Annotated in this window: 19 protein-coding genes; 7 read left to right on the top strand and 12 right to left on the bottom strand. The window is 45.0% G+C overall.

Going from position 1 to position 21652, the window contains the following annotated elements:
* Positions 1-150 precede the first annotated feature (150 nt).
* The 7 genes from LN893_RS18690 to LN893_RS18715 form a co-directional block, all read right to left on the bottom strand.
* Positions 151-381, bottom strand: a complete 231-nt coding sequence (locus LN893_RS18690) for a hypothetical protein (RefSeq protein WP_229972760.1) — start codon at positions 379-381, stop codon at positions 151-153.
* Positions 382-558: 177 nt separating this feature from the next.
* Complete coding sequence (gene porD, locus LN893_RS18695) at positions 559-1461, bottom strand: type IX secretion system protein PorD (protein ID WP_229972763.1); 903 nt, start codon at positions 1459-1461, stop codon at positions 559-561.
* Positions 1454-2113: a bifunctional phosphopantothenoylcysteine decarboxylase/phosphopantothenate--cysteine ligase CoaBC gene (gene coaBC, locus LN893_RS20870; RefSeq protein WP_369427705.1), complete on the bottom strand. Its 660-nt coding sequence runs from the start codon at positions 2111-2113 to the stop codon at positions 1454-1456. Before coaBC ends, porD begins: the two co-directional genes overlap by 8 nt.
* A complete protein-coding gene (locus LN893_RS20875) occupies positions 2097-2660 on the bottom strand; it encodes a flavoprotein (RefSeq protein ID WP_369427706.1) in 564 nt (187 codons plus the stop codon). The genes coaBC and LN893_RS20875 overlap by 17 nt, the downstream gene beginning before the upstream one ends.
* A gap of 8 nt (positions 2661-2668) precedes the next feature.
* On the bottom strand, positions 2669-2995 hold the full coding sequence (locus LN893_RS18705) for a DNA-directed RNA polymerase subunit omega (RefSeq protein WP_229972764.1): 327 nt from the start codon (positions 2993-2995) through the stop codon (positions 2669-2671).
* An 11-nt stretch (positions 2996-3006) separates the two neighbouring features.
* On the bottom strand, positions 3007-3843 hold the full coding sequence (locus tag LN893_RS18710) for an outer membrane protein assembly factor BamD (RefSeq protein WP_229972765.1): 837 nt from the start codon (positions 3841-3843) through the stop codon (positions 3007-3009).
* Positions 3844-3918: 75 nt separating this feature from the next.
* Positions 3919-5691, bottom strand: a complete 1773-nt coding sequence (locus tag LN893_RS18715) for an OstA-like protein (protein WP_229972766.1) — start codon at positions 5689-5691, stop codon at positions 3919-3921.
* A 141-nt stretch (positions 5692-5832) separates the two neighbouring features.
* Between LN893_RS18715 and tilS the strand changes: the two genes are divergently transcribed.
* Positions 5833-7176 (top strand): tRNA lysidine(34) synthetase TilS, encoded by a 1344-nt coding sequence (gene tilS / locus LN893_RS18720; protein WP_229972767.1) that lies wholly within the window; start codon positions 5833-5835, stop codon positions 7174-7176.
* Positions 7177-7418: 242 nt separating this feature from the next.
* On the top strand, positions 7419-8357 hold the full coding sequence (gene mdh / locus LN893_RS18725) for a malate dehydrogenase (RefSeq protein ID WP_229972768.1): 939 nt from the start codon (positions 7419-7421) through the stop codon (positions 8355-8357).
* A gap of 69 nt (positions 8358-8426) precedes the next feature.
* On the opposite strand, the gene LN893_RS18730 is transcribed toward mdh, so the two are convergent.
* Genes LN893_RS18730 through mutL form a run of 4 tightly spaced genes read right to left on the bottom strand, consistent with a single transcriptional unit; the run spans position 8427 to position 12518 of the window.
* Positions 8427-8924: a barstar family protein gene (locus tag LN893_RS18730; protein ID WP_229972770.1), complete on the bottom strand. Its 498-nt coding sequence runs from the start codon at positions 8922-8924 to the stop codon at positions 8427-8429.
* A 21-nt stretch (positions 8925-8945) separates the two neighbouring features.
* Complete coding sequence (locus tag LN893_RS18735) at positions 8946-9860, bottom strand: rhomboid family protein (RefSeq protein WP_229972772.1); 915 nt, start codon at positions 9858-9860, stop codon at positions 8946-8948.
* Between the two features lie 6 nt (positions 9861-9866).
* A complete protein-coding gene (locus LN893_RS18740; protein WP_229972774.1) occupies positions 9867-10643 on the bottom strand; it encodes a rhomboid family intramembrane serine protease in 777 nt (258 codons plus the stop codon).
* A 54-nt stretch (positions 10644-10697) separates the two neighbouring features.
* On the bottom strand, positions 10698-12518 hold the full coding sequence (mutL, locus tag LN893_RS18745) for a DNA mismatch repair endonuclease MutL (protein WP_229972776.1): 1821 nt from the start codon (positions 12516-12518) through the stop codon (positions 10698-10700).
* A gap of 420 nt (positions 12519-12938) precedes the next feature.
* Here mutL and LN893_RS18750 point away from each other — a divergent pair, with 420 nt between their 5' ends.
* The 4 genes from LN893_RS18750 to LN893_RS18765 all read left to right on the top strand — a co-directional run bounded on the left by LN893_RS18750 (position 12939) and on the right by LN893_RS18765 (position 20393).
* A complete protein-coding gene (locus LN893_RS18750; protein WP_229972777.1) occupies positions 12939-15881 on the top strand; it encodes a serine hydrolase domain-containing protein in 2943 nt (980 codons plus the stop codon).
* A 72-nt stretch (positions 15882-15953) separates the two neighbouring features.
* A complete protein-coding gene (gene bshA / locus LN893_RS18755) occupies positions 15954-17090 on the top strand; it encodes an N-acetyl-alpha-D-glucosaminyl L-malate synthase BshA (protein WP_229972779.1) in 1137 nt (378 codons plus the stop codon).
* 178 nt (positions 17091-17268) lie between these two features.
* A complete protein-coding gene (gene serA, locus LN893_RS18760) occupies positions 17269-19161 on the top strand; it encodes a phosphoglycerate dehydrogenase (RefSeq protein WP_229972781.1) in 1893 nt (630 codons plus the stop codon).
* Positions 19162-19304: 143 nt separating this feature from the next.
* Positions 19305-20393: an aminotransferase class V-fold PLP-dependent enzyme gene (locus LN893_RS18765; protein WP_229972783.1), complete on the top strand. Its 1089-nt coding sequence runs from the start codon at positions 19305-19307 to the stop codon at positions 20391-20393.
* An 82-nt stretch (positions 20394-20475) separates the two neighbouring features.
* Here LN893_RS18765 and LN893_RS18770 read toward each other — a convergent pair whose 3' ends face one another.
* The gene (locus tag LN893_RS18770) at positions 20476-21009 is read right to left on the bottom strand and encodes a DUF7935 family protein (RefSeq protein WP_229972785.1); all 534 of its coding nucleotides are present in this window, start codon (positions 21007-21009) and stop codon (positions 20476-20478) included.
* 158 nt (positions 21010-21167) lie between these two features.
* Between LN893_RS18770 and LN893_RS18775 the strand changes: the two genes are divergently transcribed.
* A complete protein-coding gene (locus LN893_RS18775) occupies positions 21168-21521 on the top strand; it encodes a HesB/IscA family protein (protein ID WP_229972787.1) in 354 nt (117 codons plus the stop codon).
* Positions 21522-21652 lie beyond the last annotated feature (131 nt).

A 21652-nucleotide genomic window follows, 5' to 3' on the forward strand; every position in this document is an offset into this window, starting at 1 on the left:
TCTCTACTTTACAACGGTCTGGTTTTTCGGGGGGAGGTCAATTTTAGGGGTACTTACATTACTATCTCTTCCCAACAAAGAAGCTAATCATCTTTATTCAATGAGCAGTAATGCAATAGAGAATTTTCATCCCGCATACTCTGTCAAAACTCACCACGCCGCCTCCCTATCAAAAACAATCTCCTCTACCTGCTCTAGCGGCACTGTGTGAATATTCTTGCTACTGTCGCGGAGTTCGGCATGCCTATCGTTCAGAGACAATAGCTTTCCCTGCACAACTACTTTATTGCGCTGCACCAACTGCACAGAAGGCTGAAAGATCAGCTCCATGGCGTTGTTTAAGATATCTTTTTTGAAAATTCGGACTTGGCGTTTTCCCATGTGGCAAAGTATAATGTTGTAGCTATACTAGCTACGTGAAGATACATGCTTTACATGAGATTTGGAATGGTTAATACTTAGTCAGCTCATAGCTTAACACCAACTGTAGACTAGAATAACGGACACGTAAGTGTATATCTCATTTCTAATCTTTAACTTCTAAATTGAAGCGGCCTTCTAGCGCTGCAGCAGTACTTCGTATTTGGAGTTGTTGGTAGGGTCTACCTGCGAGAGAATGGTGTAGGCTTGTTGCTTATCGGCTGGGGCTGCAGCTTTAAAAACATTCACTAACTCATCGGCCTTGGCATCGAAAAAGGAACGGATAAGCACTGCTCCTGGCTTTTGCTGCGACAGCCTCTGAATGGCCTGCAGCGTAGTTAAGACAGATTTCCTACCTTGTTCTGGGTTTTCCGCCATCAGATCAAGACCTTGGCGGTGCATGTTGTAGATGCCCTCACGGAACGGCACGAACTGTGGGTCTTGTAAGTTATCTATCATCCAGTAGCGGTTTCTGTTACCTTCAAACGGTTTCCAGCCAGGGTAGCCACCGCCCTGCGACGAGGCCAGGTTCAAAATACTTCGCGCTCTGTCATAAGCTGTGGAGCCGCCCATTTTCCCAAAGCTATCGTTGTCCATGCCTATAATCATATAAGCATAAAAAGAAAGCATAGATGACAAGTTGGAAGTAAAGCTGTTTTCGGCAAAGTCCAGCGGTTGGGCATCATTAAACAGAAAGGTCCAATCTTTATCAATGAATGAGAAAAGTGTGGATTCATATGCAGTACCATAGGCTGGCCGCACCGATACTACCTGCACATTGGCTTTAAAAGTACCGATTTGTGGCATTTCTGTCAGGTTAATGAGTAAGCGACATTTGATACGCTCCTCACTACGGTACGGCTGATCTGTCCAGCGGCGATTCATAAATTCGAAGATACGCGTCTGCATATCCGTGAACAGCTGGCGATCAGTATACTGTACTTGTTCGCTATTTACTACCACATCGCACTGCAACTCCTGTGCCTTTGCAGCCACAGTTGCCAAACCCACCAACAGCATTACAAGTACTTTCTTAAGCATAAAGTCGCTTCCAGATTAAATCTACAATATCTTTTGCCACCTCCGTTTTCTGTTTCAGCTCAAAAGCCGTGGTAGCATTTTCTTCTATAATCGTAATCTTATTCGTGTCGTGCTTAAAACCTGCTCCTGTATCGTTTAGAGAGTTGAGCACAATCATGTCTAAGTTTTTCCTGAGGAGCTTTTCTCGGGCATTCTCGCTTTCGTTTTGTGTTTCCAGCGCAAAACCTACGGCAAATTGCTCTGCTTTCTTCTCCTTTCCGAGTGCCGCTGCTATATCAACGTTCTTCACTAGTTCTATTGTGAGTTCGTTGCCCGCTTTTTTTATTTTCTGATCAGCTACCACCTTCGGTTTATAGTCGGCAATGGCGGCGGCATATACCAAAATATCAGCATCAGGCGCTAATCCTTTTACAGCGGCATACATTTCGTCGGCAGTAGTTATACTTGTTACCGTTATAGCTGCATTATCAGTCTTGAGCCCTGTAGGCCCCGATACTAGCTGTACTATGGCACCACGCTGTGCAAAACACTCTGCTAATGCGTAACCCATTTTACCCGTAGAGTGGTTCCCTATAAAGCGAACAGGATCTATTGGTTCGTAAGTAGGACCAGCCGTAAGTAAAACTTTTTTGCCTTTAAACGAATTTTCCAAGGTTTGAGAAATGATTTTGAAGCACCTGCACAATCTGCTCTGGCTCAGCCATACGCCCCTGCCCTACCAGGCCACTGGCCAGTTCGCCATGCCCGGCCTCTATTATGCGGTTGCCATAGCCCTGCAGCTTCCTGAAGTTTGCCCGCACCGAAGGGTGCTGGTACATATCTAAGTCCATGGCGGGCGCCACAAAAACCGGGCAACGGGCCGAAAGATAAGTGGCACTTAGCAAATTATCGCAAAAGCCGTTAGCGAATTTAGCCACAGTGTTGGCACTAGCTGGTGCTACCACTATAGCATCAGCCCACAGGCCTAAGTCTACGTGGTTGCTCCACACGCCTGTTTGCTCATTAAGCACAAAATGGCTTAGCACTGGCCTTTTAGAGAGCGTAGCCAATGTTAGAGGGGTTATAAAGCCAGAAGCAGAAGCAGTCATGATGACTTGTACTTCTGCTTCTGCTTTCACGAGTAAGCGTACCAGCAAAGCCGCTTTATATGCAGCAATACTTCCGCAAACTCCCAGTATTATTTTTTTCTGACGGAGCACCGCCTTTTTTACAAGTTAATGTCTTGTGTCTCTTCGTCAGGCGTACGGAAATACACCTTCTCCTCCAAAAACTCCTCAATAGCAAGGTTGGTAGGTTTCGGAAGACGCTCATAGTATTTAGAGATTTCGATCTGCTCACGGTTCTCGAATACCTCCTCCAGGTTATCCACTGTAGTGGCGAACTCAGCAAGTTTAGAGTTTAACTCTTCTTTAAGCTTTACAGAAACCTGGTTAGCTCTTTTAGAGATCACAGCCACAGACATGTATACATTGCCAGTTTGCTTTGCAAACTCAGCCATGTTGCGGGTAACGATTGATGATGAAACTGCTGCCATATGATTATATATTATAAATTCGCTTGATTCGATGTTTGATTTCTTACTTTGATTTTTTCCAGTTCAATTACTGTATTATCATAAATCTGTTCTGCCCTACGCTTAAAACTGCTTTCCGGATATAGATCAACGAAACTTTGGTAGAAATCTACAGCTTCTAAGAAACGCTCTTCCTGCTTACTAAACACACTTTCCTGAGCAAACAAGTACTGAGACTCCAGCTTTAAAAAAGCGGCCTCCTCACTAAACGGAGAAGAAGCATTTTCGCGCTGAAAGTTATTGAAGGCTACTACTGCCGAACGGTAGTAACGCATGTTATAATAAACTTTAGCATTCTCAAAGGCTTTTCTGTCTAGTTTCCTATTCAGATCCTCAATCATCTTGTTTACCTCTTCAGCATACGCTGTAGTCGGGTTGCGCTGTATAAACTCTTGTAAGGCCTCTAAAGCCGTTATAGACTGCGACTGATCCTGCTCAAAACCAGGAGACTGGTTGTACAGCGACTTGGCTTGCAGAAAAAGAGCTTCTTCCGCGTATTCGCTTCTAGGATAGGTCTGAACAAAAAGATTAAATTGGTAAGAACTAGAAATGTACTCTTCTAGATGGTAGAAGGAACTGGCGTAGTAGAAGTTTGCCTTTTCAGCCTCTGCTGTACCGCTCAATAGCGGCACCACCTGCTTAAATAGCTCATTTGCCCTATAATAGTCTTCTTTCTCGTAGTAGTTCAGTGCCGCTTGGTACTTCTCTTCTACGTTATTGCTCTTTAGTAGCTTCTGAAAGTTACTGCAGCTACTAGCCAGCAACAAGAACCCTAAAAGTAAGATGGTATGGAAAAAGCCTCTATTCATGAACGGGCAAAATTATCACATTTATATTTGATTTACAAATCTTACAAAGCCTTGTAGACCTAGAGTACTTTGGCACTAGTTCTTTTTCAGGTCGCGCTTCTTATTTAATAGCGTTCCAGCACTTGTTGTATTAGCTTTTGCTGGCGTAGCTACTTTTGTTTGCGTCTGCGGCTCGGCCACTTGCTGCTTTGCTGGTTGCGCTGCAGCCTTACTATCGTTTTTAGGTGCAGCAGCTTTTCCTCCTGATGCCATAGCCGTAGTTTCTTTCTTTTTCGGCTTTGCAGGTTCGGCAGGAACCGCTGTAGTTGCAATAGCAGCCTGCTTTCGGAATACCTGTTGCTTATCAGGCCTTAAATCGCTCTGCCAATTAAAACCTTGCAATTGCTTCTGCTCTGCCTTTAGCTCATGAGGAGGTATAAAGCTAGCATCTGGCTGAAGCAGGAACGAGATGTTATCTAATTTATTATCTGCAAATTTTAAGACCATGTCGCTACAAACCGTCTGGTTTACGCCTGTTAGTAATGTATCTCCCTCTAAGGCAAAGTATAAGCTCTCGCCGTTCCCGTTCACATCTACTTTGCGCAAATCTCCTTTGTTAAAATAAGCGGTCATGCTACGGCCTTTTACCTGATTGTAGTTTTGGAGCGTATCTTCTGAAGCTATAAAAGCATTGCTGTACATGTATAGCTTATGAATGTTCTTGTTGCGGATTTCCATGTGAATGGTATCCGAAACCATTTGGCTTTGATCGCTCCACAGTACTGGCTTCACATTCATGTGCATCACAGAATCGGTACGGTTATAGGTTAAAGAGTCGCAAACTCCCTGCAGGTCCGATTTAAAAATCTTAACACCTTTGTAAGCATATAGCAGGCTTGGCATACCTGCAGCTTTCGATTCTCTCGACATCAATGTGTCAGCCGACATATACAAAGTATCTTTATCGAGCACAGTTTCCATGACAGGGTTGCCATAAACTTTAGACACACCTTTATCGCGCCAGTAGTGGCCTACCTGCCCGCGAATGGTCACATCATCTTTCAAAGATCGGAGTGTAACATTTTTCTTGGCATAGCCATAGCCACGCGCTTCATCGTAATGCAGGTCATCGCCACCCAATCTATACTCAGGTGTCAGGATGTAGGCATTACGCCCGAAGTCAGAAACTTTAGTGATGGTGTTATAAGTACCTTCTTCAGCATACAAATCGCCTTGCTTGCCTTTGATAAAAGTGGGGCCCTGGAAGTAAACAACTTTAGACTCTGTATTATAGCGCATATTTTCGGCGGTAATGTTATAGTCTTTGGTGAAGACTTTTACATTCTTCTGAAAGGTATACAACTTAGAGTTTGTGTCGTAAGATCCGCGGCGGCTCTCCAAGCGATTCTCAGGATCAACGATAACGCCTCCCTCTGTGTAAACCGCTGTGCGGGTAGTCATATCATAGTCAAGGCTTGGCGTAGTGAGCGTCATACGGGGGTCGCGCATCACCACATTGCCACTCATTTTGGCTGTACGCTTGGTGCCATCGTAAGTACCGCGGTTACCTGTAATCGTTACTGTATCTCCCTGTACAATGCGCACATTTCCAAAGGCCTCCAGCAGTTCGGTGCCCTGGTACTGATAAACCGAGTCAGCGTACAAATAAGTCTCGCGTTGCTTAAAAGACACGTTACCGATAATCTTATCGATGCGTTGCCCGTTAAAGATACCACCTCGCAGTTCTTTGGCGCCAGGCAACAACTGCACCCTATCCGACTGAACCTGCTGCGGTTGCTGCTGTTGTGCCATAGCCGAGAACGTCATCAGGGCAAAGACAAGAGAAAACAGTACTTTTGTAATCTTCATTTATTTATGGATGCAAGACATAAGACACAGGACTCAAGACTTCCTTACATGCAGGAACAAGAAACATCTTGCGTCCTGAGTCTTATATCCTGTGTCTTATTTTAATTTCAAAATTATTAAAAAAACACCAGCTGCAACCTTATGCTACAGAAAGTTTTAGGTTTTATTCAATCGCACCAACTTTGCCAGCCCGATAGTAAAATTTTAGCAGCCGTTAGTGGCGGCATCGACTCTATTGTGCTCTGCGAAGTGCTGCATCAACTCAAATATAATTTCGCTATCGCACACTGCAATTTTGGTCTGCGAGCCGAAGACGCCGAAGCCGATCAACTATTTGTCAAAAAGCTGGCCAAAAAGTATGAGGTGCATTTCTTTACCGAAAACTTTAACACCCGCGCTTTTGCCGAGCAGGAAAAACTCTCGATCCAGATGGCTGCCCGCACACTGCGCTACCAGTGGTTTGAGCAGGTGCGCCAGCAGGAAGGCTACGACTACCTTGCCACCGCCCATCATAGCAACGACACAACCGAAACCATATTGCTACACCTCACCAAAGGTACTGGCATAGCAGGTTTGCACGGAATTCCGCCTCAGAACGGGCACATCATCCGCCCGATGCTATCGGTTACCAAAGACGATATTTATGACTTTGTAACCTCAAACAAGCTTATTTGGCGCGAAGACAGTTCTAACGAAACCACAAAGTACCAGCGTAACAAAATAAGACACGATGTAATTCCTGTTCTGAAAGAGATAAATCCTAACCTGGAGGAAACGATGCAGCAGACAGCAGAACGGGTAAGCCACGCTGAAGCCATTGTTGCCGCTTATATGGAGCAGCTACGCCAACAAAGTATAAAAGAGGCAGATGGCGTAGTGTACGTTTCGCTGGAGCCCTTACTGTCGGCTACTGGTTTGCCTGTGGTGTTGCATGAGTTGCTGCGGCCTTATACTTTTAGCTACAGTGTCGTGCTGGAATTAGTTGAGGCACTGGAGGGCATTTCGGGTAAGCAGTTCGAATCTCCGACCCACCTGCTGGTAAAGGACAGGGAGCAGCTCGTGATCACGCCTAAAAACCTAAGCAGCTTCGGAAGTATAACCATAGCAGAAGGCCAGACAGAAGTTGAGACAGACAACCTACAGCTAAAGTTGCGCTACGCGGATGCTGACAAGTATAAACTGAACACGAAACCTCATGTGGCTGCCCTGGATGCCGATAAACTAGCTTTCCCGCTTAAGCTGCGCAGTTGGCAGGAAGGCGATTGGTTTGTGCCGTTGGGGATGAATGGCAAGAAAAAAATCAGTGATTTCCTCATCGATAAAAAAGTGCCTGCCAACCTTAAGAGCCAAACAGCAGTACTTGTCTCTGACCAGTCGATTGTGTGGGTGGTAGGGCAAAGATTGGATAATCGCTTCAAAGTGACAGAGAAGACAGAACGGGTGCTGGAGATAACTTTCTCTAAGACAAAAGACACAGGACAGTAGACACAGGACCACGTTTAAACTTGTGATGGATATAAATGCATGCAATGCTCTGTGCCGAAAGAAAGTTAGGCGAGACCTATATGGTGTACCTGTGAGCCTGTATGTTTTTTTAAAAATCTTATGTCTTGCGTCCTGTGTCTTTTGTCTTAGAAACTAATGCTTAAAATCTAGTATCTTATCAAAATTTCAATATTTTTACAATAGTTAACCTATTCTCTAACTATCAAAATCTCTATTCGAAAATGAAAGTAACTGTAGTTGGAGCTGGAAACGTTGGGGCTACTTGCGCCGATGTACTAGCTTACCGCGAAATCGCGAACGAAGTAGTATTAGTAGATATAAAAGAAGGTTTTGCCGAAGGCAAGGCGCTTGATATCTGGCAAAAGTCACCCATTAATTTATATGACACACGCACTGTAGGTGTTACCAACGACTACAGCCGCACAGCTGACTCTGATGTGGTGGTGATTACATCTGGCCTGCCACGCAAGCCTGGCATGAGCCGCGACGACTTAATTTCTACCAATGCGGGCATCGTAAAGTCGGTAACGGAAAATATTGTAAAGCATTCTCCTAACGCCATCATCATTGTGGTTTCTAACCCACTCGATGTAATGACTTATGCTGCCCATCTTACTTCTAAACTGCCTCGCACCCGCGTGATGGGTATGGCTGGTATACTGGATACGGCTCGCTACAGAGCTTTCCTGGCTGAGGCACTGAACGTTTCTCCTAAGGATATACAAGCAGTGCTGATGGGCGGCCACGGCGATACCATGGTGCCGCTTCCGCGCTACACTACGGTAGGTGGTATACCTGTAACTGAATTGATCGAAGAGGATAAACTGAACGCTATTATAGAGCGCACAAAGTCTGGCGGTGGCGAGTTGGTGAAGCTGATGGGTACTTCTGCCTGGTATGCGCCAGGCTCAGCGGCTGCCCAAATGGTAGAAGCCATTGTGCGCGACCAGCGCCGTGTGTTCCCAGTATGTGTGAAGCTAGAAGGTGAGTATGGCATCGACGGCGTATACTTAGGTGTACCTGTTATACTGGGCAAGAACGGTATTGAAAAGGTTATTGAGCTGCAATTAAATGAGGATGAAAAGCAATTGCTGGAGACTTCGCGCGGCCACGTGAAGGAAGTGATGGAAGCGCTTGATAAAATCAACGCTACTGCTTAGGTTTTAAATTGATCATTGATTATAAACAGAAGGGGCGCTACTGAAATGTAGCGCCCCTTCTGTTTATAATTACTCCCGAAAACGCTGCCACTCATGTGGGTTCCATAGCACAGGCATAGCACCTACAGGTTCATAACTCGTATCAGGACTATCTACCTGCACCAGCGTCAGCACTCTTTCTCCCAAAAGCATGTGCCGCCTGGCATTTTCAGCAAAAACATCAAGTAGGGCCTGCGCATCTTGTTTAGCAATCGTATCAAAATGATGAAGCACGACCACAAGCCCAGCGCCAAAGACTTCGTAATCTGAAAGGCTATCCCTTAATGCATTTAAATTATTCCCGTAGCTTTCTGAAAACCTGAACCGCTGCTTTAGTTCGGTATGCATCGCCTCCAGATCAGCCCATTTACCGCAATCGAATTCTAGCACTCGATACCTTTGCTGCCTAAACCAACTGACATCGATCAGCAGGAAGTCGGGTTTATGGTAGAGTTGCACCCATCCGTTCTGCAGGATTGCCCAATCAAGTCTTTGCCACTCTTCTGGGGTGTTTTTGAATACAGCCATCAGTTTTTGAAGTATAGCCTACTACTCCTTCTGGCTTGCCTGAAACAGCTTCTGCTTTTCTTCTTTGGAAAGGCTTTCGTAGCCCGAGCTGGAGATTTTATCCAAGATGCGGTCTATCTCGTTTTGGCTAGGCTTACCTGGACCAGTGAAAGTTGTTGTGGCACCTGGGCTTTTCTTAGAGCCGTTAGCTGCTCCAGAAGTCCTACGATGCGATACTTTCAGCTTTGGCTTGCGCTTAAACAGGTTTGTAAAAAAATCGAAGGTGGCATGTATCGGCCGCCCTAGGTCGTTACCTCGCTGTAGTTGCTTCACGAAAACCCAGCCTAACAAAGCGCCTCCTAAGTGGGCGATATTTCCACCAGCATTTTCGCCAGCCGCAAAGGCAAACGAAACAAACACCAGCACCGCAGCAATATATTTAATCTTTACAGGTCCGAGTAGCAACAAGTTAAAGCTGTAGTTAGGCAATAAAGTAGCGGCTGCCACCACTATAGCCAGCACACTGGCCGAGGCTCCGATCATCTGCGCATTGGTCATGCTAAAGAGCGGCAATACGTTGTAGAGCACCACGAAGAGTATACCACCAGCCAGGCCACCGAGTATGTACAGGCTCAGAAGTCGTTTATCGCCCAGGTACTCCCGCACCAGCTGCCCAAACCAGTACATGTTCAGCATATTAAAGATAATGTGCAGAAAATCTACATGCGTAAAGAAGTAGGTAATCAGGGTCCAGGGCCTGAACAGCAGCACGTATGGGATTGAAGGCAGCGAAATATAGTCCATTACAGCTACAAACATCCAACCTGAGCCAGACCAGCTTAATATGGTACGTGATACTACCAGCACCACAAACACGATTACGTTTATAAGTATAAGCTGCTTCAGCGTGTTGTTAGGCTGCCGAAAAGAATCTTTTATGTCTTGAAAAATGCTCATTTTAGTTTAGTAATCCTGGTAATCGTTTCGCTGCCACATTTTTATCATGATGTACGCAAATAACATACCGCCGAGGTGTGCAAAATGTGCTACGTTATCGCCTGGCGTTCTGTTAAAGCCAGAGTAAAGCTCGTAGGCACCATAAAATAAGACGAAATATTTAGCCTTTATAGGTATTGGCAAGAACAGCAGAAAAAGCTCCAGGTTCGGAAATAACATGCCAAAAGCCATCAAAATACCAAAAACAGCGCCCGAAGCTCCCAGCAAAGGTGTATTGAAAATTCTCTGATAAATAGTTTTAACCAGGCTTTTCGTAGCCTCTACATATTCTGGCACGTCTGGATTCCGATGGTACTCTATAGCTTCCTCACGACCATACCCAGGCCCCACGTGGTCTTCTAAGTAATTACTAAAGGCAATTGGGCTTGGGTTCTCAATATAAGAAATAGTGTCCTGCTGTAGTTGGTGCAGTTCATAGGCACGAACACCCATGTACAGTAAACTTGCGCCCAAACCTGTAATCAGGTAAAACATCAGAAAGCGCTGTGCACCCCAGAAGCGCTCCAATAGCGGCCCAAATATAAATAAACTGAACATGTTACTGAACAAGTGGGACCAGCCGCCGTGCATAAACATGTGGGTTAGTAGTTGTATCGGCTGAAAATATTCAGATCCGAAATGATAAAGTGCTAACTGACCTGTCGGAAACAGTCTGTCTTGAAGTATAAATACGACCACGTTTATGATCAGGAGGTTCCTGACCATGGGGGTTATGTTAAACATTCGCTATAGTTTAAGTCTAAATATGCAGACCTTTATATTTGATCTGTATTTAAATTAGCCTTTCAGAAAAAGATCCTGCAGTTGGCTAAGCTCCAGGATTACCAGCGTTTTCTGACCGCCTGGTGTATAGTTTGGCACCTGGCAGGCAAAAAGCTTATCTACGAGAGAATTCATCTCCAGGTCAGACATACGCGGCTGCACCTTAGAAGAAAGTCGCTTGGCCATAGCACGAGCTAGGTTTTCCCTTTTATCAAGCTTTAGAGTGGCCAGATTGTTTTTATATTGCTCAATAAGCTCTTCCAGCAACTCCTTTTCATTAGCAGCCTGCACATCGGCAGGCACAGCGTTCAAAATGATGGTGTAGCCTCCAAAATCCTCAAACTGGAAGCCCAAGTCCTTAAACTCTGGGGCCAGTTCTTTTAGCAGCAAAGCATCGGCAGGTGAAAGTTCTACGGTTTGCGGAAAAAGTAAGGTTTGAGAAATAACAGCTTTCTTTTGCTGATTCCCAATATACTTCTCATACAGAATACGCTCCTGCGCAGCCTGCTGGTCCACTACCATTACGCCAGATTTTACCTGCACCAGCAAATACTTTTGGTGCACCTGCAGTGTTTTGTTAAAGGTAGTGGGCGCATCTACTGCAAAAGCATCGTCGAGCAGGCCCATGCTAGAGGCTGAGGTAATACGTTCCTCTTGCTCAGGCTGCTGCTTCAGAGGCTCGTATAACTGCTCCCAACCACTAGAACTAGCTCGTTTAGGTGGAGTAGGTGCCTTGAAACCAGAAAAGCTACCGTCTCCATCAAACTCATTACGGCCACCTTCTATACGGATTGGCTGTAGTGGCGCAAAATTCACATCATTCTGGAAATCAAGCGAAGGGGCAATATTATGTATCCCCAAAGCCTTTTTAACAGCTGCGTGTACTATGGCATACACCGTTTTCTCATCCTCAAACTTTATTTCGGTCTTAGTCGGGTGTACGTTTATGTCAATTTTATCGGGCTCAATATCTATAAAGAGCACATAAAACGGGTAACTGTCCTTCGGAAGCAAGCCTTCGTAGGCCATCATGACGGCATGGTTCAGGTAGCCGCTCTTAATAAAACGGTTGTTTACAAAGAAGAATTGCTCGCCCCGGGTTTTCTTGGCAGACTCTGGTTTACCAATGTAGCCTCGCACACTCAGGAAAGACGTATCTTCCTCGCAAAACGCCATCTGCTCCTTATAGTTATTACCGAAAATGCCTACAATGCGCTGGCTCAGCTTCGTGCTGGGAAGGTTAAAAACTTCTGTATCGTTGTGGTAAAGCGAAAAAGCGATGTCGGGGTACGCCAATGCCACCCGCTGAAATTCATCGAGTATGTGGCGCATTTCCACTGCGTTTGTTTTAAGAAAATTGCGACGGGCGGGTACGTTGTAAAACAAGTTTTTTACAGAGATAGAAGTACCCACAGGCACAACGGCAGGCTCCTGCACCACCACAGCAGAACCCTCTACCAGTAACTTGGTACCTGTTTCAGCCGCTTGAGGCTTTGTTTTCAGCTCTACCTGCGCCACAGCCCCAATAGAGGCCATTGCCTCTCCTCTAAAGCCCATCGTTCTGATGCGAAACAAGTCTTCGGTAGAGCTTATTTTAGAAGTAGCATGCCGCTCAAAGCACATGCGGGCATCGGTTTCAGACATACCAATACCATTATCTACCACCTGCACCAGCTGCTTGCCAGCTTCTTTCACAATCAGCTGCACATTGGTGGCTTTGGCATCAATGGCATTTTCCAGCAGTTCCTTTACAACAGACGCTGGCCGCTGCACTACTTCGCCTGCCGCAATCTGGTTGGCTAGGTAATCTGGCAATAAGTGTATAAGGTCGGGCATCCGATTTCTAAACTCTGTTTTTTTTATTTTTTCTCCGAATAAGGGCTCAGAATTAAATTACGGCCAAGAATTTGCTTTACTAAATAGTGAAAACAGAACTTATTCAGATTGAAATTTATTGTTAAATTAGAGACCAATTAAGAAACGAAGGCTTTAAAATGTATGCTTTTGCTCTCTTTTACAGTTTTAAATCCTTAGATATTTAACTGTATCGTTTTTAGCAGCAGCAGCGTTAACAATATATATAGGTTTATGCTTGATTTACCATGTATAAGCTTATCAGGCACAAAGCCTTTCGTCTTTCTAATCGGTTAAGTGCAGCATTGCTTAGGGTACTTTACCCTGTTCTGTCAGCAAACTGTCTCTTACAAAATTAGGCTTAATTTCGACTTGTTCCAATTATTATAATACCAGTGTAGGATGTTAAAGCGTTTTAGTTTAGGGTTGTTGATTCTTCTTTTTCTCGGCATGGGACCGCTGATGTCGCATAAGCCCTCGGAAGAGGCCGTGGTAGACGAGCAGGAGAAGGCTTGGGTCGACAGCGTATATAATGCTTTGACACCAGACCAGCGCATTGGCCAGCTGTTTATGGTGGCCGCCTACTCTAACAAAGATGAAAAGCACTTCCGCCAGATAGATACTTTGGTGATGCGCTATGGCATCGGGGGCCTTATGTTTATGCAGGGTGGCCCTGTGCGACAGGCAAAACTAAACAACCGCTACCAGGCCGAAGCTAAAGTACCATTGCTTGTAGCCATGGATGCGGAGTGGGGCTTAGGCATGCGCTTGGATAGCAGCATGAGCTTTGCCAGGCAAATGACACTGGGGGCTATTGACGATGACCGCTACATTTACCTGATGGGTCGTGAAATTGCCCTGAAGATGAAGCGTCTGGGCGTGCACGTTAGCTTTTCGCCTGTAATGGACGTGAACGTAAACCCTGCAAACCCTGTAATCGGCAACCGTTCTTTTGGCGAGTCTAAAGAAGAAGTAACGAAGAGAGGCATTGCCTACATCAAAGGCCTACAGGACCACGGCATCATTGCGGTAGCCAAACATTTCCCTGGCCACGGCGACACCGACACCGATTCTCACCTCTCACTCCCTGTAGTGCAGCACAACATTAAGCGCCTGAATGAGGTGGAGCTTTATCCCTTCAAGCAAGCTTTTGATGCTGGCGTAATGGGCGTGATGGTGGCGCACCTGTACCTACCTAGCGTAGACAGCACCCGCAACCTCGCCACTACCCTATCGCAACCACTGGTTACTGGCTTACTTAAAGAAAAAATGAACTATAAGGGGCTGGTTTTTACAGACGCCCTTAACATGAAAGGTGTAACTAAGTATCACAAACCTGGCGAAGTTGACTTAAAAGCATTGATGGCAGGTAACGACGTGTTGCTTTTCCCTGAGGATGTACCTACCGCCATTTCTAAAATAAGAGCAGCTCTGAAAGCTGGCTTGTTAGATTCCGCGAATGTGAACCACCGTGTAAAAAAGATTTTGCACGCTAAGTATTGGGCTGGCCTGAACAACTATAAACCTGTTGAGCTCCAGAACCTGCAAGAAGAAATAGACAGACCTATAAGCACAGTAGTGCAGGAACAGCTTTACGAGCACGCCGTAACGGTACTGCAGAATAAAGATGGGCTCTTGCCTTTCCGCTACTTAGATACTTTGAAAATAGCCTCTGTGGCCGTGGGTGTAACAGAGAAGAACAAGTTTCAGGAAACGCTCGGCTACTATGCTCCTGTTACAAAATTCGCTATTTCAGATCGCTTTGCACCAGATACGTCATTCACCTCCATTATACCAAAACTGAAAGACCATGATGTGGTAGTGGTGAGTATCCATAATATGAACTCTACTCCTTACAAAGACTTTGGTATAGGTATAAATACAAGAGCCTTTATAAAGTACCTGCAGGAGCAGACAGACAAAAAGGTGGTAGTGGCCGTTATGGGCAATGCCTACAGCTTAAAGTATTTCGAGGGAATAAACTGGCTGGTGTGTGGCTACGAAGATAATGCCATTGCCCAATCGCTGGTGCCACAGGTATTGTTTGGTGCCAGAGCAGCCAAGGGTAAGTTACCTGTTACAGCGTCAGCTAAGTTTAAATCAGGCACAGGGGTAGCAACCATCCCTCTGAACCGCCTGAAGTATGGTTCTCCTGAAAGTGTAGGCATGGATCCTAAAATGCTTGCCCAGGTTGACAATATTGCTTTAGAGGCCATTGCTTATGCAGCTACCCCAGGCGCACAAGTATTAGTGGTAAAAGATGGTACGGTCGTATATAACAAGTCGTACGGTTACTATACTTATGATAAAGAGAAGCCAGTTACAAACAATACCATTTACGATATAGCTTCTATTACCAAAGTGGCTGCTACACTACAGGCCATTATGTTTCTGAAAGATCAGGGAAAAATAAACCTGGATGAAAAGGTTTCGGCTTACCTGCCAGAACTGAAAGGCACTAACAAGGAAAACATTGTTATGCGCGACGTGCTGACGCACCAGGCTGGCCTACTACCAGGGTTACCGTACTGGCAAAATTCCTTAAAGGCGAAGCAGCTATTTTACGCAAGCACCCAAAATGATATTTACCCGAACGAGGTAAGCCCTGGCTTCTTCTCAAATATTGCCACAGAAGACACTGTTTGGGCCTGGACGGTAAAATCTAAACTGCTACCGCTGCGGAAAGATGGCAAAGGCTATGATTATAAGTATAGCGATCTTGATTTTTACGTGCTGAAGCGTGTAGCAGAGCAGCTCTTAAACCAACCACTGGACGAGTTCCTTGATCAGAACTTTTATGCGCCACTTGGTTTGAGTACCATGATGTACAAGCCGCTTCAAAAACATTCTCCTGAAGACATTGCTCCGACAGAAAAAGACACTTATTTCCGCCATAGCCTGCTCCAGGGCACCGTACACGACCAGGGAGCCGCCATGCTGGGAGGTGTAGCCGGGCATGCAGGTTTGTTCTCTAATGCTAACGATTTGGCAGTGCTCTTACAGATGAACCTGCAGGACGGGGTATATGGCGGCCACCAGTATTTTGGCAGCAAGGTAGTAACAGAGTTCTCTAAAAAGCAATTTAGTAATAGCCGCCGAGGCCTTGGTTGGGATAAACCTGACCCAGACGGAAACGGCCCAACATCGAGCTATGCCTCTTTAAGTACCTTCGGGCATACAGGCTTTACAGGAACGGGAGCTTGGGTAGACCCAGAGAACAACTTGATCTATATCTTCCTGTCTAACAGAGTTTACCCTGATGCGGGAAGCAACAAATTGGTGAAATATAATATCCGTACACGTATACATGATGTGATATATCAGGCCTTTGTACCTAAAACATAAAAATAACCTGTAATTTTACGAGTGCAGCTACCTAACATAGCTGCATTTGTTGTTTCTATAGTATACTATAAAATGAGAATAGGGATCGTCTGTTATCCGACCTTCGGCGGAAGTGGCGTAGTAGCCACAGAACTAGGCAAAGAACTCGCAGTAAAAGGGCACCAGGTACATTTTATAACCTACAGCCAACCTGCGCGTCTCGACTTTTTTAACGAGAATTTATTTTATCACGAAGTACATATACCTTCCTACCCACTTTTTCAGTACCCTCCATACGAACTGGCACTTGCTAGTAAAATGGTGGATATTGTCAGGTTCGAAAAGCTGGATGTGCTACACGTACATTATGCCATTCCCCATGCTTCGGCAGCTTTCATGGCTAAGCAGATTCTGCGAACGAAGGGCATTCATATACCCATCATTACTACTTTGCACGGCACCGATATCACGCTGGTAGGCAAAGATGTGTCTTTTGAGCCAGTAGTTACTTTCAGCATTAACCAATCTGACGGCGTAACGGCTGTTTCTGATAGTCTACGTACCGAAACCTATGAGTTCTTCCCGATAGAGAAGGAGATTGAGGTGATACCCAACTTCATAGACCTGAAGAAATTCAAGCGCCAGAAGAAGGATCACTTCCGTATGGCCATCAGTCCGAATGATGAAAAGCTACTGATTCATACTTCCAATTTCCGCGGTGTGAAGCGTATTCAGGATGTGATAAAGATTTTTGCGAAGGTGCGTGAAAAAATACCGAGCAAACTGCTATTGGTAGGCGATGGCCCTGAGCGACCCAAAATGGAGAAACTCTGCCGTGAACTGAACATTTGCCAGGACACACGTTTTCTGGGCAAAATGGAAGCTGTGGAAGAAGTACTTTCTGTGGCCGATTTGTTCCTGATGCCTTCCGAAAAAGAAAGCTTTGGTTTAGCGGCATTAGAGGCTATGGCTTGTGAGGTACCTGTTATATCTTCGAACGCTGGTGGCATACCTGAGTTAAATATTGATGGCGTAACAGGTTTTGCCTGCCCTGTTGGCGATGTGGACGAGATGGTGCAAAAAGCGCTGTATGTGCTACAGGATGACAACCTGCCCCGCTTTAAGGCTAATGCGCTGGCACGCGCGCACGATTTCAACATTGACAAAATAGTACCGCTTTACGAAAAATTCTACCAGCGTATCATAAATGAGCAACTAGCGCTTCTTTAATCAAAAGAAGTAACGATCTTTTTTATAAATCCAGCAATTTACCTGTTGCTGGATTTTTTTACTTGTATATTTGCCACTTGTAAGGCCACACCTACTATAAAGTAAGTGTAAACATCAAAAAAACACATACTTCGCTATCATTTTCAATTGATAGCAGCACCTGAAAACCAATAGCATAATGAGTAAAGAAAAGTATTTTATCATTGATTTTGATAGCACCTTTACACAGGTTGAGGCGCTGGATGAGCTAGGGGAAATCTCTCTTCAAGGCGAAGAAAACAAAGACGAGATTCTTCAGCAGATAAAAGACCTTACGAACGGCGCCATGGATGGCAAAAGTTCGTTCACGGAAGGTCTGGTAAAGCGACTGGATTTACTCAAAGCAAATAAAAAGCACCTACAGCCACTTATCTCTACTCTGCAAACTAAAGTCTCGGAGTCTGTTAAGCGCAACAAAGAATTCCTGACTACCTATGCGGACTCTATTTTTATAGTTTCCAGCGGTTTCAAAGAGTTTATCACTCCTATTGTGACCGAATACGGCATCAAAGAAGAGAACATTTATGCCAACACGTTCCGATATGATGAAAACGGCAACATTATAGGGTTTGACGAGGAAAACGTACTGAGCCTGGATAAAGGGAAAATTAAGCTATTAGAAACACTTGCCCTGCAAGGCGATGTGTACGTGCTAGGCGATGGCTATACAGATTATGAGATAAAAGAAGCAGGACTGGCTAACAAGTTCTATGCTTTCACAGAGAACATTTCGCGTGATAATGTAATTGCCAAAGCTGAGCACATAGCCCCAAGCTTAGACGAATTCCTTTATCAGAACAAGCTGCCTATGGCTATCTCTTATCCAAAGAACCGCATTAAAGTGCTGTTATTGGAAAATATCCATCCAAAGGCGGTAGAACTGTTCCGTAAAGAGGGTTATCAGGTAGAAACTGTGGCTGGCGCTCTAAGCGAAGAAGAACTGATTGAGCGCATCAAGGACATTTCCATAATAGGTATACGCTCTAAAACTCAGATTACCAAAAAGGTACTGGAGCACGCAAACAAGCTGATGTGCATCGGGGCCTTTTGTATCGGTACTAACCAGATAGACCTTTCAACCGCACTGGATGCAGGTATAACAGTGTTCAATGCACCTTTCAGCAATACCCGTAGTGTGGTGGAATTGGCTATCGGCCAAATCATCATGCTTAGCCGCGACATCTTCGATAAGAGCTCTAAAATGCACCAAGGCAAGTGGGATAAGTCTGCAGCGGGTAGCAACGAAATACGCGACAAAAAGCTTGGCATAGTTGGCTACGGCAACATCGGGGCACAACTTTCTGTATTAGCGGAAGCCTTGGGCATGGTAGTTTACTACTATGATGTAGTGGAGAAACTACAGCTAGGTAACGCCCGCAAGTGCGAAACTTTACAGGAACTGCTGGAGGTATCTGATTTTGTGACGCTGCACGTAGATGGTCGCAAGAGCAACACCAACATGTTTGGCGAAGCTGAGTTTGCTGCCATGAAAGACGGAGCTATTTTCCTTAACCTGAGCCGCGGGCACGTAGTAGACGTTCCAAGCCTGGTGAATGCCATAAAATCAGGAAAAATAAGAGGTGCCGCAGTAGATGTGTTCCCTGAGGAACCAGCCACCAACGCAGAAGAATTTGTAAGTGAACTGCGTGGACTATCTAATGTGATACTTACTCCGCATATTGGTGGCAGCACCAGTGAAGCCCAGGAAAACATTGCGCACTTCGTACCAAGGCGTATCATGGAGTATATCAATGCTGGTAACACTTACCAGAGCGTTAACTTCCCGAACATACAGTTGCCAGAATTGCGAGATGCACACCGCTTAATTCATATACATAAAAACGTGCCTGGTGTGCTGGCTAACATCAACAATGTGCTGGCGAAGAACCATGTAAACATTGAAGGCCAATATCTCAAAACAAACGAGCAGGTAGGTTACGTGATTACGGATATCAACAAGGGGTATAACAAGCAAGTAATCCATGATCTGAAGCAAATACAGCACACCATCAAGTTCAGAATGTTATACTAGTTAATTGTGAACCACCAGGTTACTGCTGCTTAGTTAAAATACTGGCTAACTTATGGCGCAAATGTCCGCTTGTACCATAGGTTAGCCAGTATTTTAAGATTTTTACCCCAAACACAAAAAACGCCATACCATACACGACAAGTATGAACAAAAAGATATACTTCACACCTGGTCCATCTGAGCTGTACCCTACCGTAGCGCAGCACATGCAAACGGCTTTAGAAGAAAAAGTTGCCAGTATTTCGCACCGAAGCCAGCAGTTTAAAGAGATTTATGCGAAGGCCGAGGCTGGTTTGCGGGAGTTACTGCAGCTGCCTTCTAACTACGAAGTGCTGTTTATGTCTTCTGCGAATGAGATTTGGGAACGGGCCATTCAGAACACTGTGGAGCACGAAAGCTTTCATCTGGTAAATGGCTCCTTTTCAAAGCGTTTTTACCAGGTAGCTGGTGAGTTGGGCAAAAAGGCAACAAAGTATGAAGCGCCTTTCAGCCAAGGCTTCAATGTAGAAAGTATAGAAGTCCCTGCTTCGGCAGAATTGGTGGCGCTTATTCACAACGAAACAAGCTCTGGCGCCTCTCTGCCTGTTGCTGACATTAACAAGTTTAGAGATAAAGTAAGTGCTGATACGTTGCTTTTTGTAGATGCGGTATCTGCCCTGCCTATACCTGCTTTCAATTATGATAAAGTAGACTCAGTATATTTTTCGGTACAGAAATGCTTTGGTTTGCCAGCTGGCTTAGGAGTTTGGCTCCTAAACGACAGATGTGTGGCAAAAGCAGAGGCCTTGAAAGAAAAAGGTTTATCGCTTGGCTCCTACCATAGTATACCTGCTGCATTGAGCAAAGCAAAGGCTAACCAAACGGTTGAAACACCAAACGTGCTCAACATTTACCTGCTGGGCAAAGTGCTGGAGGATATGCTGCAGAAAGGTATAGAAACCATTAGAGCAGAAGCTGCCCAAAAAGCAGAGACTATCTATACATATCTGGCCGAAAGCAAAGTTTTTTCTCCAGCCGTAGAAAATCCCGCCCATCAGTCGCAGACAACTATAGTAGCCAACACAACTATAGCCGCATCAGAAATAAATAAATTACTGGCTCCCTTTGATAAGGCTGTAGGCAGCGGCTACGGCGACTACAAAGAAAAACAAATCAGAATAGCCAGCTTCCCCGCCCACTCAGTAGAGCAAGTCGAAGCACTTGTTGAGAAACTGAGAGAAGTGGTAGGATGATATGAGTTAGAGATTTAAAGAGTTAGAGGGTTTTGGAGTGTACATTTAACTCTTAAACCCTCTAACTCTTTAAATCTCTAACTTAAAACACTTGCCCTATTTCCTGTTTTAAAAAGTTAATGGCCTGGGCTGTAGGATCAGTTTCCTGTGCGAGTATTTTCTCCAGCACACGCTTCGCTAGATCTGTTCCTTTTGTTTTGTCTGGAAGCTCCTGGTAAGTCTGATTGATTAAGTTTACAACTTCTTCGCGCGCCTGCTTTACCTGCTGCCATGCCTGCCCCGACATATATACCTGCTGCGACATATTGTGATTGAACTCGCTTCGTATTTCAGCTAAAAGCACACGGTGGTAATCAGTTGCCGTTTGTCCTGCACCGCTAACACGCAGCAACAGGTTACTCGGCGTGATACGCTCCAGCAGCAGTACCACCCGCTCATAGGCTTGTAGCCTGATCGGCAACACCACCTCGGTGTTTTTCATGCGTAGTTCTATCACACGTGTTCTTTGATCTTGGTCGAAGTATTTTTTTATGAGCATATACATTGCCCCTGCCACAATAAGTGCTGGCAAAGCAATTTTCAGGAGGTCGATTATAAACAATGTTACGTCTTTCATAGTTGTTTTTGTTGAGGCTATAAATATCGCAAAAAATTAATTTAGTATTTCCTGAATCATTTAAGCGTAAAGCCTGTTTATATAACGTAAGGCTACCACAACAAAGTTTTTAATTAGAATTTGTTTAAATTTGTGGGACCATCAAGATATTTAGAACTATGGCAACTGTAACAGAAACTAAAACTGCACCTATCACTCTTACAGAAAGAGCACTAGCTGAGGTTAGAAATATAATGCAAGAGAAAAATGTACCAGAAGATTACGGCCTGCGCGTAGGTGTGCAAGGCGGTGGCTGTTCTGGTATGTCGTACCTGCTTGGCTTCGACAAAGCAAAAGAAGCTGATGAAGTTTACAACATAGACGGCGTAAACCTGATCATGGACAAGAAGCACGGTATGTATGTAATGGGTATGCAAGTGGATTTTCAGGACGGCCTGAATGCCCGCGGCTTTACCTTTAACAACCCGCAAGCTACCAGCACGTGTGGCTGTGGTAGTTCATTCTCTGCCTAAAAAGCACCTTCTTTCTCTTTAGATAGGCAAAGCCTGACCATTATTGGTCAGGCTTTGTTGTTTTATAGCAGTTGCTAGTCCACCCCCCTACCCCCAATGCCGTCAACTTAAGGTTCTTAGTTCGTATAAAC

Origin of the sequence: Pontibacter harenae (assembly GCF_020907245.1) — a bacterium.
Taxonomy (GTDB): domain Bacteria; phylum Bacteroidota; class Bacteroidia; order Cytophagales; family Hymenobacteraceae; genus Pontibacter; species Pontibacter harenae.

Coding starts and splice junctions, on each gene's coding strand:
- mdh (WP_229972768.1), top strand. CDS start 7,419: ATGAAAGTAACTGTAGTTGGAGCTGGAAACGTTGGGGCTACTTGCGCC.
- LN893_RS18770 (WP_229972785.1), bottom strand. CDS start 21,009: ATGAAAGACGTAACATTGTTTATAATCGACCTCCTGAAAATTGCTTTG.
- LN893_RS18750 (WP_229972777.1), top strand. CDS start 12,939: ATGTTAAAGCGTTTTAGTTTAGGGTTGTTGATTCTTCTTTTTCTCGGC.
- LN893_RS18705 (WP_229972764.1), bottom strand. CDS start 2,995: ATGGCAGCAGTTTCATCATCAATCGTTACCCGCAACATGGCTGAGTTT.
- LN893_RS18775 (WP_229972787.1), top strand. CDS start 21,168: ATGGCAACTGTAACAGAAACTAAAACTGCACCTATCACTCTTACAGAA.
- LN893_RS18735 (WP_229972772.1), bottom strand. CDS start 9,860: ATGAGCATTTTTCAAGACATAAAAGATTCTTTTCGGCAGCCTAACAAC.
- tilS (WP_229972767.1), top strand. CDS start 5,833: ATGCTACAGAAAGTTTTAGGTTTTATTCAATCGCACCAACTTTGCCAG.
- LN893_RS18765 (WP_229972783.1), top strand. CDS start 19,305: ATGAACAAAAAGATATACTTCACACCTGGTCCATCTGAGCTGTACCCT.
- serA (WP_229972781.1), top strand. CDS start 17,269: ATGAGTAAAGAAAAGTATTTTATCATTGATTTTGATAGCACCTTTACA.
- LN893_RS18690 (WP_229972760.1), bottom strand. CDS start 381: ATGGGAAAACGCCAAGTCCGAATTTTCAAAAAAGATATCTTAAACAAC.
- mutL (WP_229972776.1), bottom strand. CDS start 12,518: ATGCCCGACCTTATACACTTATTGCCAGATTACCTAGCCAACCAGATT.
- LN893_RS18710 (WP_229972765.1), bottom strand. CDS start 3,843: ATGAATAGAGGCTTTTTCCATACCATCTTACTTTTAGGGTTCTTGTTG.
- LN893_RS18740 (WP_229972774.1), bottom strand. CDS start 10,643: ATGTTTAACATAACCCCCATGGTCAGGAACCTCCTGATCATAAACGTG.
- porD (WP_229972763.1), bottom strand. CDS start 1,461: ATGCTTAAGAAAGTACTTGTAATGCTGTTGGTGGGTTTGGCAACTGTG.
- LN893_RS18715 (WP_229972766.1), bottom strand. CDS start 5,691: ATGAAGATTACAAAAGTACTGTTTTCTCTTGTCTTTGCCCTGATGACG.
- LN893_RS18730 (WP_229972770.1), bottom strand. CDS start 8,924: ATGGCTGTATTCAAAAACACCCCAGAAGAGTGGCAAAGACTTGATTGG.
- bshA (WP_229972779.1), top strand. CDS start 15,954: ATGAGAATAGGGATCGTCTGTTATCCGACCTTCGGCGGAAGTGGCGTA.